This is a genomic window from Kaistia sp. MMO-174, assembly GCF_037147815.1.
GTDB classification, from domain to species: domain Bacteria; phylum Pseudomonadota; class Alphaproteobacteria; order Rhizobiales; family Kaistiaceae; genus Kaistia; species Kaistia nematophila.
In genome coordinates, this window is record NZ_JBBCUO010000001.1 from 680,462 (window position 1) to 692,143 (window position 11,682).

11 protein-coding genes are annotated in these 11,682 nt (G+C 66.4%); 8 read left to right on the forward strand and 3 right to left on the reverse strand.

The genetic code is table 11. The features are described from left to right. Positions 1–31: 31 nt before the first annotated feature. The 4 genes from WFK98_RS02935 (at position 32) to WFK98_RS02950 (ending at position 3,595) form a co-directional block, all read left to right on the forward strand. Positions 32–1,456 (forward strand): UDP-glucose dehydrogenase family protein, encoded by a 1,425-nt coding sequence (locus WFK98_RS02935; protein WP_336799221.1) that lies wholly within the window; start codon positions 32–34, stop codon positions 1,454–1,456. 49 nt (positions 1,457–1,505) lie between these two features. After that, positions 1,506–2,000: a DUF995 domain-containing protein gene (locus WFK98_RS02940; protein ID WP_442907373.1), complete on the forward strand. Its 495-nt coding sequence runs from the start codon at positions 1,506–1,508 to the stop codon at positions 1,998–2,000. Between the two features lie 7 nt (positions 2,001–2,007). Continuing rightward, on the forward strand, positions 2,008–2,964 hold the full coding sequence (locus WFK98_RS02945; RefSeq protein WP_336799223.1) for a glycoside hydrolase family 26 protein: 957 nt from the start codon (positions 2,008–2,010) through the stop codon (positions 2,962–2,964). Positions 2,965–3,085: 121 nt separating this feature from the next. Then, positions 3,086–3,595, forward strand: a complete 510-nt coding sequence (locus tag WFK98_RS02950) for a DUF995 domain-containing protein (RefSeq protein ID WP_266339340.1) — start codon at positions 3,086–3,088, stop codon at positions 3,593–3,595. Between the two features lie 133 nt (positions 3,596–3,728). Here the strand turns inward: WFK98_RS02950 and WFK98_RS02955 are convergent, their stop codons facing one another. Next, positions 3,729–3,992 carry a hypothetical protein gene (locus WFK98_RS02955; RefSeq protein WP_336799594.1) on the reverse strand — a complete coding sequence of 88 codons (264 nt, stop codon included), beginning with the start codon at positions 3,990–3,992 and terminating at the stop codon, positions 3,729–3,731. A 379-nt stretch (positions 3,993–4,371) separates the two neighbouring features. On the opposite strand from WFK98_RS02955, the gene WFK98_RS02960 reads away from it, so the two are divergent. Further along, a complete protein-coding gene (locus WFK98_RS02960; protein ID WP_336799224.1) occupies positions 4,372–4,956 on the forward strand; it encodes a hypothetical protein in 585 nt (194 codons plus the stop codon). A 71-nt stretch (positions 4,957–5,027) separates the two neighbouring features. On the opposite strand, the gene WFK98_RS02965 is transcribed toward WFK98_RS02960, so the two are convergent. Next, positions 5,028–5,327, reverse strand: a complete 300-nt coding sequence (locus tag WFK98_RS02965) for an adenylate cyclase (RefSeq protein ID WP_336799225.1) — start codon at positions 5,325–5,327, stop codon at positions 5,028–5,030. A 299-nt stretch (positions 5,328–5,626) separates the two neighbouring features. Here WFK98_RS02965 and WFK98_RS02970 point away from each other — a divergent pair, with 299 nt between their 5' ends. From WFK98_RS02970 to WFK98_RS02980, 3 genes are read left to right on the forward strand one after another with little or no spacing between them, the layout of a single operon-like run. Continuing rightward, positions 5,627–6,526, forward strand: coding sequence for a polyphosphate kinase 2 family protein (locus WFK98_RS02970; RefSeq protein ID WP_336799226.1), 900 nt, complete (start codon positions 5,627–5,629; stop codon positions 6,524–6,526). Positions 6,527–6,549: 23 nt separating this feature from the next. Next, on the forward strand, positions 6,550–8,256 hold the full coding sequence (locus WFK98_RS02975; RefSeq protein ID WP_336799227.1) for a Na/Pi cotransporter family protein: 1,707 nt from the start codon (positions 6,550–6,552) through the stop codon (positions 8,254–8,256). Beyond that, complete coding sequence (locus WFK98_RS02980) at positions 8,243–11,005, forward strand: cation-transporting P-type ATPase (protein ID WP_336799228.1); 2,763 nt, start codon at positions 8,243–8,245, stop codon at positions 11,003–11,005. Before WFK98_RS02975 ends, WFK98_RS02980 begins: the two co-directional genes overlap by 14 nt. Positions 11,006–11,098: 93 nt before the next feature. On the opposite strand, the gene WFK98_RS02985 is transcribed toward WFK98_RS02980, so the two are convergent. Then, positions 11,099–11,665 (reverse strand): SIS domain-containing protein, encoded by a 567-nt coding sequence (locus WFK98_RS02985; RefSeq protein WP_336799229.1) that lies wholly within the window; start codon positions 11,663–11,665, stop codon positions 11,099–11,101. Positions 11,666–11,682 lie beyond the last annotated feature (17 nt).

Genomic DNA, 11,682 nt, shown 5'->3' on the forward strand with positions numbered 1-11,682 from the left:
GACGAATGAAAATTCAGCAAGGAGGCTCAGCATGAAAGTTGCCGTAATTGGAACAGGTTATGTCGGGCTGGTGAGCGGTACCTGCCTTGCCGCCTGGGGACACGACGTCGTTTGCGTCGACAAGGATGCCCAGAAGATCGCCGGTCTCCAGAAGGCCGTGCTGCCGATCTACGAACCGGGCCTGGCCGATCTGGTCGAGAGCAACGCCGCCGCGGGCCGGTTGAACTTCACCTGCAACCTCGCCGAGGCCCTGGCGGGCGCGGCGCTGGTGCTGATCGCGGTCGGCACGCCGGCCCGAGCCGGCCATGGCGATGCGGATCTTTCCTTCGTCTACATGGCGGCGCGCGAACTGGCGCCGCATCTGGAGACGGGGGCGGTCGTGACGATCAAGTCGACTGTTCCGGTCGGCACGGGCGACGTCGTCGAGAAGATCATCGGCTCGATCCGGCCGTCCGGCAGCTTCTCGGTCGCCTCCAACCCGGAATTCCTGCGCGAGGGCGTGGCGGTCCGCGACTTCCTCGACCCCGACCGGGTCGTGATCGGCGTCGAGGACGAGCGTGCGCGCAAGGCGCTGATGGACCTCTACCGGCCGCCGCTCGAGATGCGTGGCACGCCGATCGTCGTCACCCGTCGCCGCACCTCGGAGTTGATCAAGTACGCTGCCAACGCGTTCCTGGCGACCAAGATCACCTTCATCAACGAGCTGGCCGATCTCTGTGAGGAGGTGGGCAGCGATGTCGGCGAGCTGGCGCTCGGCATGGGCCTGGACAAGCGCATCGGCGCGAGCTTCCTGAACGCCGGGCCCGGTTATGGCGGCTCCTGCTTCCCGAAGGATACGCTGGCACTGCTGCGCACGGCGCAGGATCATGGCGTGTCGCTGCGGCTGGTCGAGGAGACCGTCACCGCCAACGAGGCGCGCAAGCGCCGCATGGCCCTGAAGGTGATCGACGCGCTCGACGGCGACGTCGACGGCGCGACGATCGCGGTGCTTGGCCTGACCTTCAAGCCGGACACCGACGACATGCGCGATGCGCCTTCCGTGCCGCTGATCGAGACGCTGCAGCGCTTCGGCGCCAATGTCCGCGCCTACGATCCCGTGGGCCAGGAAAACGCCAGCCGCCTTCTCTCCGACGTTGAATTCTGTCTCGACGCCTATGAGTGCGTTCGCGGCGCCGACGCGGTGGTGGTGGTGACCGAGTGGGAGAGCATCCGCAAGCTCGACCTCGCCCGCGTCAAGCGGGCGATGCGGCAGCCGGTGCTGGTCGATCTGCGCAATGCCGTGTCTCACGGCGTCGCCAGGGAGCTCGGCTTCCATGTTTCGGCGATCGGCCGGTCGGCTTCGGCATGGCGGGAAGCGGAGGGCACGCAGGCGGGCGAGCGGCGCGCACGCTCGCGACTTGGTGGGGGCGACAAACAGACAACGGCAGGAGGTTCGAATGAGAGGATGGAATTCTGAGGCGCGTCGGGCCTCGACCCGGCTGAAGGCCGGCGGGCTTGCGATCCTGATGGCGTCCGCCCTGGCCGGAGCGGCCGCGGCATCCACCACAGCCGCGGCGGACAATGGTTTGCCGGCGGGGGCGACGCCCCTGTCCGCGGCCGAGCTCTACGCGCTCTACCACGACAAGAGCTGGCAGTGGCCGGACGGCGCCGGCCGGATGGACACCGCCGACCGGCGTTTCACCGCCTGGGTCGACGGCGAGAAGGGTAAGTCGTGGGCCGAAGGTCGCTGGCAGATCACCGATGCCGGCAATCTGTGCTTCACCGCCGACTGGCATGTCGGCCAGGAGGTCTTTCCCGCAAGGACCTGCTTCGCCCATCGCGTCGCCGGCGGCACGATCTACCAGAAGAAGGAGCCGGACGGGCAATGGGTCGTGTTCCGCCACGCCCCCCTCCGCGCCGACGACGAGGCGACGAAGCTCGTCTCGGAGGACATCGTTTCCGGTCGCCTCGATGAGTTCAAGTCGGCGCCTCCGGCTCTGAAGCAACAAGCCAAGCAGTGAGGCGGTCATGAAGCCGCAATTCGTAATGGTCGCGGCCCTGCTGTGCGGGGCCTTCTTCTCCGGCGCGGTCTATGCCGCCAGCGGCGTTTCCGGCGCCAATGTCGACAACCGGAGCCAGTTCCAGGACAAGCGGCCGGTCATCGGGCCGCAGTCGCTGGTTGCCGGCGCCTATGATCCGCACGGCGACTTCGCCACCGACACCAATTCCAGGATCGAGCATCTCTTCCTGCCCTGGGAAGACGTCGACCTGGAGAGCCTCGCCGTGGCGGATGCCTACGCTCTCCAGCGGGGCCGCTCTCTGCTCATCAGTGTCGAGCCCTGGTCCTGGGCCCGGGACTGGCGGGCCACGCCCGAGGACCTGCTGCACGGCATTCTCACGGGACGCTACGATTCCAACATGGCGGGCGTCTGCTCGGCGGCCGCGAAGCTGAAGAGCCCCGTGACGATCCGCTGGGCCCAGGAAATGGACGACAAGTCGGGGCAGTTCACCTGGTCCGCCTGGAAGCCGGAAGACTACATCAAGGCCTATCGGCACGTGGTGGACGTGTGCCGGCAGCATCTGCCCTCCGCGCAATACATGTGGTCTCCGAAGGGCGAGGAAGGTCTCGAGGCATACTATCCGGGCGACAACTATGTCGACACGATCGGCCTGTCCGTGTTCGGCTACCAGCCCTACGATCACCTGACGATGGGGCGGGACGTCGGCTTCGTCGAGCGCACCCGGCCCGGCTATGACCGCGTCAAGGGCTATGGCAAGCCGGTCGTCGTCGCCGAGCTCGGCTATGCCGGCAAGGACGACTATGTCCGCGCCTGGGCGCTGGAGGCGAACCGGCCCCATCCGGAATTCCCGGGCATGACGGCGGTGATCTACTTCAACGACCGGGAAGTCTATCCCTGGCCGAAGAACGTCGGACGCCCGGATTGGCGGGTCGCGAACCATCCCCTCGACTGGCCCATGAACTGATCCTGGAAGCGGCCCCGCTCTTCCGCGCCGGGGCCGCTCCCAAGTCCTTGTTGGCATGCGCATCCGCCCCCGGAATTGTCATCGAGTGTGCGCGGATGCCCCCTGGCGAAAGGAAATCAAGATGTCCCTGATCCGTTTGTCCGTGGTGAGCGTGGCCTTGTCCGCTCTCTTCGTGATGGGGGCTGACGCCGCCCCCCAATCGGCCTCGGCGGCGGCGACCGCCAAGCTCGCGGCCGCCGCCACGCCGATGACCGCCGCAGCGCTGGACGCGCTCTATACCGGCAAGACGTGGAGCTGGAAGGACGGCGCCGGCTATTTCGGCGACGGTCACCGCTTCTCCGGTTGGATCCAGCGCGGCGCGCTCTGGTATTATGGTCGCGGCAAGTGGCAGACGACCAATACCGGCAAGCTCTGCATGCAGGCCGTCTGGTACTATCGCACCGGATACGGCAACAACCCGTCCTGCATCCTGCATCGCGAGAAGGACGGCGTGATCTACCAGAAGCCCGCCCTCGGCGGCGAATGGTATGTCTTCAAGCACAATCCCGCCCGGCCGGACGACGAGATCCGCAAGCTCGTCCCGGGCGACCATGTCGCCAAGAACATGGCCCGTCTCGAGGCTATGCGCTGAACAAGGCAAGGCGGTCTGCCGGCCGTCGGCGTCAAATGACGACATCCGGAAAGCGTGGAAACGCTCTCCGGATGTTTTTGTCTGTCCGCCGGTCGTCGTGGCCGCCCAGAATTGGCCGCCCGGAATTGGCGGCCTAGAACATGTCGCGCCGGAAGCAGCGCGACCTCTGGCCGAAGCCGCTCGCCGTGCAGACGAGGGAGTTGCTGTTCAGATACTCCGTCTCGGAAATCTGGACGACGGTGCCCTTTGCTGCCTTGTTGTAGCGGACGTCGCCATTGACGCGGTACTTCACCAGATAGACGGAACGGGTGTCGTCCTTCTTCTTGCGAAGCTCCTTCGCCTCGGCCGCGGCCGACATCGCGACCGTGGCTGCGAGGCCAATCGTGGCGGCCGCCATCCACTTCAGGCTCTTCCGGCGGGCATTGTGAACCAGTTCATTGCGTCTCACGGGATTTGCCTCCAGGCTCTTGATCCAGGGACGTATTACGGCCTGTCCTCTAACATTCCTGCCGGAAAGTCCGGACAATTTTCCTCAAATCCGCGTCATCGCGGGACCAGTTTCGGCGTGGTTGGCGGGTGCCGCGCCGTCGGGTTCCGGAGTCTTAAGGGACTTTGGTAAGGCAATATGACTTCTTGATACAACTTTGTGGTGTGACGCTTTCTCAAGTGAAATTGATAAGTTGTCCATATTTACTTGGCTTCGACATGGGATGGCCGCGCTTGAAACGAGCAAGGTCTGGAATTACTCTGATCTACAGACGTGACGGGGTAGTGTAGTGGTATTCAGCGAGCCCAGGGGTATTCGCCCGAAGTCCGAATTTGTCGAGCGCCGCCGTTCGCCACGCTTGCAGCTGACGCCGCTTGGCGAAGATGTCGGTAAGCCTCCCGCGCTTGTTCCGCAGTACTTCTCGACGGAAAGCCTGCCCGACGACCAGCAGTTCGCTGCCTGGCGGGCGCATCTGTCACCGGTGCTGGGCGTCCGATTGCCGGACGACGTTCGCGCGGAAGATGGCTTCGTGGCGCACCAGACGATCTGGAACCTGCGCGGCATCCTGCTGGTGGAGCAATCGGCTCCGGCCTTCAGCTATGAGCGGTCGCGGGATCAGGTCCGCTTCAGCCCGATCGACCACTGGCAGCTTACCTTTCTCCGTTTCGGCCAGAGCTGGACGGCGGTCGACCAGCGCGTCGCCGCGAACCGTCCCGGCATGGTCGAGATCTGCTCGCTCGGCCAGTCGTTGCGCAGCAGTTCGGCTACAGCCCGAGCAGCGTTCGTCGTCATGCTGCCCGGTCGGAGGCGCAGGCGGATCTGGCCCCTGCCGTTGGGACGGCCGAGACCTATGAGAGCATTCTCGAAAACCTGACGCGCTCGCCCTGACGCCGGGCGTCCCGCCTGGCGCCGGTTATCGTGGAGCGGTGGCTCGGTTCGCTTCCGTCAGTTGTGCGACTGCTGGAAGCCGGCCACGTCGTATTGCGAAACGCTCTTCGGGTTGTTGGAGTTCTGCGGCTGCGTTCCCGCGTAGTGCGTTCCCGATGTTCCGTCCGGATTGAAGGCAGAGCCCGGCGCGCCGGCGGCGTTGCCCGGCGTTGCGCTTCCGGTCTCGGCGCTGCCGATCGTCTGGTTCGGCTGGCCTGTCGTGCCGGTCACCGTATGGACGTTGGCGGCGAGTGCGGGGCCGATGGAGATCAGGATCATCGATCCGCCCAGGATCATCGGACCAAGGAGATGTCTCATGATATTCTCCCAGATGTTGCCGTCCTCAGGAGTGGCCCGGCGCCGGTGGCGCCTGGCCAGGCCTCCATTTTCCTCCCCCGGGTGAGGCAACGCCACCGCCTTCTACGGGTGTCCAGGATTTGTGATGTCGAGGCCGCGCGGGCCGCTGCCGGATGGTTCCGGTCGCTTCGACATTCCATTTGACAGTCGTGGGGAAAGGGGCTTGCGTCGGGGTGTCCGGGCGACGCTGCGCGCCCGGGAAGCCGGTCGTTTAATCCGGCCGAAATGCCGAACCTTGGCACAAGGCGAGGGGAACCGAGATGTCTCGCAAGGAAGTCATCGAGGTCGTGAGGCAATACACGGAGCCGTTCCGTGTCACCAAGGGCAAGGACTTCCGCCTCGCCGATTATGATCCCGGCGATACGCTGGGGCTGAAGATGGACAAGAAGGACGCGGCCGACCTTCTCCGTCGCGGCGCCGACTGGCTGGCGATGGAGCAGGACATGCTCTACGCGCAGGATTCCTGGTCGGTGCTCCTGGTGTTCCAGGCCATGGACGCGGCCGGCAAGGACGGGACGATCAAGCACGTCATGTCCGGCATCAATCCGCAGGGTTGCGACGTCTATTCGTTCAAGCAGCCCTCGGCCGAGGAACTGTCGCGCGATTTCCTCTGGCGCTATGCGATGAAGGTGCCGCAGCGCGGCCGCATCGGTATCTTCAACCGATCCTACTACGAGGAAGTGCTCGTGGTGCGCACGCACCAGGAGCTTCTGAAGGCGCAGAAGCTCCCGCCGAAGCTGGTCGGCAAGAACATCTGGGACGAGCGGCTCGCCGATATCGCCCGCTTCGAGGACTATCTGACCCGGCAGGGCGTGATCATCCTCAAATTCTACCTGAACCTCTCCTATGACGAGCAGAAGCGGCGCTTCATGGACCGGCTCGACAAGCCGGACAAGAACTGGAAGTTCTCGGCGAGTGACGTCCGCGAGCGCCGCTACTGGGACGACTACATGAAGGCCTATGACGAGGCGATCCGGGCGACCGCCTCGAAGAACGCGCCCTGGTTCGTCGTGCCGGCCGACAACAAGTGGTTCACGCGCCTCGTCGTGGCGGCGGCGATCGTCGATGCGGTCGAAAAGCTCGACCTTGAATATCCGACGGTCTCGGACGCGCAGCGGAAGGACCTCGCAGCAGCGCGGGAAGAGCTGGAGCGCGAATAGCGCGCGACGAGGAGGGCGGCGGCATGTCGACGGCGATCGCGATACTCGGGGGGATCGGCCTTTTTCTGCTCGGCATGACGGTGATGACCGACGGGCTGAAGGCGCTCGCCGGCTCGTCGCTGCGCACGGTCCTCGGCAAGGCGGCGGCGACGCCGCTTTCCGGGGCGTTCTGGGGCGCGATGATCACCCTGCTGGTGCAGTCTTCGAGCGCGGTGACGATGACCACCATCGGCCTCGTCAGCGCCGGACTTCTGACCTTTCCGCAGGGGCTTGGCCTGGTGTTCGGCGCCAATGTCGGCACCACCGGCACGGGCTGGCTGGTTGCGCTGATCGGCGTGCGGGTTTCGTTGTCGAGCTATGCGCTGCCGTTGATCTTCATCGGCGCGCTGGCGAAGTTGCTGGCCGGCGGCCGGGCGGCGGCGGCCGGCGGCGCGCTCGCGGGCTTCGCCCTCGTTCTCTATGGCCTGACCACGCTGCAGCAGGGCATGGGCGGCTTGGCCGAGAGCCTGCATCCGTCCGACCTGCCGGCGGTGCTCGGCATGCCCGGCGTCGGCTGGGCTTCCGGCGCGTTCGGCCTGCTGGCGCTGATCGCGATCGGTCTGGTGATGACGGCCGTGATGCAATCCTCGACCGCTTCCATCGCCGTCACCATCTCGGCTTTCTTCGCCGGTGCCGTCAGCCTGGAGCAGGGCGCGGCGCTGATCATCGGCCAGAACATCGGCACGGCGACGAGTTCGGCCCTGGCGGCGATCGGCGCCAGCACGACCGCCAAGCGCCTGGCGCTCGCCTATGTGCTGTTCAAGCTGATCGCGGCGCTGATCGCCATCGTCGCCTTCCCCTTCACGGCGGCGCTGATGAGCCGCTTCTCCGCATCGATCGACGGCACGACGCTGCTTGCCGCTTACCACACGGTTTACAACGTGGTCGGCGTCGCGGTGCTTTTGCCGGCGACGCAATGGTTCACTCGCGTCGTGGAGCGGCTGCTGCCTTCGAAGGAGACGGCGCTGGAACGGGCGCTGGATCCGAGCGCGCTCGCCAGTCCGGTGGTCGCCGTCGAGACCGCGCGGCGGGTGGTCGCCGAGGTGCTGCAGACGGTCGCTGCCTCGGTTTCGGCGGCGCTTGCGGGTAGCCGCGCGGAAGTTGGCATTGGGAGCGCGGCGGCAGCCCTTCGCGAGGTGCGGGATTTCCTGTCCGAATTGAAGGAGCCGCCGGAAACCGAGGCCGAACGCCATCGCATGACCAGCACGCTGCACGCGCTCGATCATACCTCGCGCCTCGTCGAGGTGCTGGCGACCAACGGGCTTCCCCGTCCGCTTGCCGGCGAGGCAAGGGATCACGACGCTGCCGTGCTTTGCGAAAGGGCGATGCGGGCGGCGGAGACGGTGGCCAACTCGATCACCACGGAATCGGCGATCAGCGAGCAGGCGAGCCCCATCGGCTGGAACCTTTCGCCGGCGGTGGCGTCAGCGCTCTCCGAGGCGGAAGCGGCAGCGGGCGAGCTCAAGGCCAACCAGCGCGACTACCGCACGAAAACGCTCGCCGCCGTCGCGCCGGCGCAGCTGAGCGCCGCCGATGCCCTGGCGCAGATCGACGCCGTGCGAGCGCTCGACCGGATCGCCAACCATGCCTGGCGCGCCGCGGCGCATCTGCTCGGCCGCGGCAGGGCGGAGGATCTCGATGCGCAACCGCAACTGGAAGACACGGTGAGGGAGCAGCATGAGCACGCATGAAGCCACCGTTTCCGGCGCGGAGGGCGCGCCCTGGCATGCCTTGCCGGTGGCGCAGGTCGAAAGCGAATTGCGGGTCGATCCCGCACGCGGGATCGACCCGGCCGAGGCGGCCGAGCGCTTGAAGACCTATGGGCCCAACCGCTTGCCGCAGGGCAGGAAGAAGAGCCCGCTGATGCGCTTCCTTGCCCAGTTCAACAACATCCTCATCTACGTCCTGCTCGTCGCCGGCTTCGTCAAGCTCATGCTGAGCCTGTGGCTTGACGCGTCGATCATCTTCGCGGTGGTCATTCTCAATTCGCTGCTCGGCTTCCTGCAGGAAGGGCGGGCCGAGAAGGCGCTTGATTCCATCCGCAACATGCTGTCCGCTGAGGCCCGCGTCCTGCGTGGCGGCGAGACGCGGCTGATCCCGGCCGAGGAACTGGTGCCGGGCGACGTCGTGCTGCTGGAATCCGGCGACAGGATCCCGGCCGACCTGCGCCTGGTCGACGCCAAGAACCTCCGCACCGAGGAAGCGGCGCTGACGGGTGAATCCGTGCCCGCCGACAAGTCGACGGACCCCGTGTCGGACAAGGCGACCGTCGGCGACCGCCATAACATGGCGTTCTCCGGCACCATGGTGGTGTCCGGCCGGGCGACCGGCGTCGTCGTGGCGACCGGAAGTGGGACGGAACTCGGCCGCATCAACCAGATGCTCGCCGAAGTCAGCGCGCTGGAGACGCCGCTGCTGCGCCAGATCAAGAAGTTCGGCTACGTCATCACGGTCGCCATCGCCGTCATCAGCGTGTTGCTGTTCGCCTGGGGGCACTGGCTCGGGCACATGACCTTCGTCGAGCTGTTCCAGGCGGTGGTGGGCATCGCCGTGTCGATGATCCCGGAGGGATTGCCGGCGCTGATCACCATCACGCTGGCGATCGGCGTGCAGCGCATGGCCCAGCGAAACGCCATCATCCGTCGCCTTCCGGCGGTCGAGACGCTGGGCTCCGTCTCACGCATCTGCTCGGACAAGACCGGCACGCTGACGCTGATGGAGATGATGGTCACCTCCGTCGTGACGGCGGAGGCGGCCTATGACGTTTCCGGCGATGGCTATGCGCCGGAAGGCGAGGTCAAGGCGGATGGCAAGCCCGTCGGGACGGCGCCGGGCGTGCTCGCGCTGATGGGGCGCGTGTCGATGCTGTGCAACGACGCGGAGCTGTTCCAGGAGGACGGCAAGTGGAAGGTGGAGGGCGATCCGACGGAGGGCGCGCTCTATCCCTTCGCCACCAAGCTCGGCCTCGACCGGGCCGGGGAGGCGGCGGCCGCGCCGCGCATCGATGCGATTCCCTTCGAATCCGAGCACAAGTTCATGGCGACGCTGAACCGCGCGGCCGAAGGCGAGATGCTGCTGGTCAAGGGCGCGCCGGAGGTGATCCTCGAGCACTGCGACCGGCAGCAACTGGCGACGGGCCCGGCGCCGCTCGACCGCGACCGCTTCCTGCAGCAAGGTGACCGGCTCGCCGCGCAGGGCGAGCGGGTGCTGGGCCTCGCCTGGCTAGAGAATCCCGGCCTCAACGCCGGAGGTCTGGGGCCGGCGGATCTGCCCCGCGACCTGGTGCTCCTCGGCCTCGTCGGCCTGATGGATCCGCCGCGCAAGGAGGCGGTCGACGCCGTGCGCGAGTGCCATGGCGGCGGCATTCGCGTCACCATGATCACCGGCGATCACAAGATCACCGCCGCGGCGATCGCCAAGATGCTCGGGATCGGCGACGGCAAGACCGCCGTTGCGGGCACCGAGATCGAGGCGATGAACGATGCCGCGCTGCAGGAATGCGTGCGCGACGTCGACGTCTTCGCCCGCGCCAGCCCGGAGCACAAGCTGCGCCTGGTCAGGGCGATCCAGGCCAACGGGCAGATCGTCGCCATGACCGGCGACGGCGTCAACGACGCCCCGGCGCTGAAGAAGGCGGATATCGGCGTCGCCATGGGCATCAAGGGCACCGAGGTGACGAAGGAGGCGGCGGGCATGATCCTTGCCGACGACAATTTTTCCTCGATCTCGGCGGCGGTGAAGGAGGGGCGCACCGTCTACAACAACATCGAGAAAGCGATGCTGTTCCTGCTGCCGACCAATGTCGCGCAGGGCGCGGTGATCGCGATCGCCATCCTGTTCGGCTTCACGCTCCCGATCACGGCGCCGCAGGTGCTGTGGGTCAACATGGTGACCTCCGTCGCCCTTGGGCTGGTCATCTCGTTCGAGCCGCACGAGGCGGACGTGATGCGGCGGCCGCCGCGGGCCGTCGACCGGCCGATCGTCACCGCCTTCGGCCTCTGGCGCATCCTCTTCGTCGGCGCGGCGCTGGTGCTCTATACGCTCGCGGCTTTCTTCTGGATGAAGGCGCAGGGGGCGTCGGACCCGATGGCGCGCACCGTCGCCGTCAACGCCATCACGCTCGGCCAGATCTTCTATCTGCTCAACAGCCGCTATCTGCTCGATTCATCCCTGTCGGTCCGCGCCCATCTCGGCAATCCCTATCTCTGGTACGGCATCGCCGGCGTCGTCGTGCTGCAGCTGCTTTTCACCTACGCGCCGCCGTTCCACGCAATCTTCGATACGGACGCCTTGCCGATCTATGCCTGGCTCTGGCTGCTGGTCGGCGGCGTCTTCTTTTTCCTGGTGGTGGAACTGGAGAAGTTCGTTATCCGCTCCGTGCCGGCGCTGCGGGACGCCGCGACGTCCCGCCCTGAAATCCTGCCGACCCCGGCGTCCTGAAGAGGCCTCTTCGCGCCGGGGCGGCGTCTTGGCGGGAGGACCAACTCTGCCTTTGACAGATGGCCCATCCCGACTGCGCTGGTCGGAGATGCGCTATTCCAGATTGGTATGGCGCGCGCGCATGGCCTCGGGTGTGATCGAGACCCGCTCGCGCAGCTTCAGCACCATGACCTCGAACAGGACGAAAAGCGCGCCTTCATAGAGCGATCCCATCGGCAGGATCGAGCTCTTCGCCGCGCCCTGGTCGTCGGCCATGGTCTGCGCGGGCAGGTGCAGCACCAGGTCGGCGAGCGCGGGCGCTCGGCCATTCGGCTGCGCCGTGATCACGATCACCGTTGCGCCGGCCTCGCGCGCGACACCGATCAGCGCCAGCGCCGTCGAGATTTCGCCCGGTCCGACCGTGACGAGGAACACGTCTCCGGGGCCGACCGGCGGCGTCGTCATGTCGCCCTCGACGGCGACCGGCACGCCCATGTGGTAGAGGCGCATGGCGAAGCCCATGATCTGCAGCCGCTCGCGGCCACCGCCGAACACCACCGTGCTCTTGGCCTTCGCGATGGCGTCCACGACCGCGTCGACCTTGGCGTCGTCGAGGCGACTGAAGACGCTTTCAAGCTCTTTGAGGGCGGTATGATATGGGCTGGTGCTGACGTCGTTCACTTGTCTGTTTCCTCCTG

Bases quoted from the DNA above. Each gene is read 5' to 3' on its own strand.
- WFK98_RS02955 (WP_336799594.1), bottom strand. From the start codon at position 3,992: ATGGCGGCCGCCACGATTGGCCTCGCAGCCACGGTCGCGATGTCGGCC.
- WFK98_RS02935 (WP_336799221.1), top strand. From the start codon at position 32: ATGAAAGTTGCCGTAATTGGAACAGGTTATGTCGGGCTGGTGAGCGGT.
- WFK98_RS02980 (WP_336799228.1), top strand. From the start codon at position 8,243: ATGAGCACGCATGAAGCCACCGTTTCCGGCGCGGAGGGCGCGCCCTGG.
- WFK98_RS02940 (WP_442907373.1), top strand. From the start codon at position 1,506: ATGGCGTCCGCCCTGGCCGGAGCGGCCGCGGCATCCACCACAGCCGCG.
- WFK98_RS02965 (WP_336799225.1), bottom strand. From the start codon at position 5,327: ATGAGACATCTCCTTGGTCCGATGATCCTGGGCGGATCGATGATCCTG.
- WFK98_RS02970 (WP_336799226.1), top strand. From the start codon at position 5,627: ATGTCTCGCAAGGAAGTCATCGAGGTCGTGAGGCAATACACGGAGCCG.
- WFK98_RS02945 (WP_336799223.1), top strand. From the start codon at position 2,008: ATGAAGCCGCAATTCGTAATGGTCGCGGCCCTGCTGTGCGGGGCCTTC.
- WFK98_RS02975 (WP_336799227.1), top strand. From the start codon at position 6,550: ATGTCGACGGCGATCGCGATACTCGGGGGGATCGGCCTTTTTCTGCTC.
- WFK98_RS02950 (WP_266339340.1), top strand. From the start codon at position 3,086: ATGTCCCTGATCCGTTTGTCCGTGGTGAGCGTGGCCTTGTCCGCTCTC.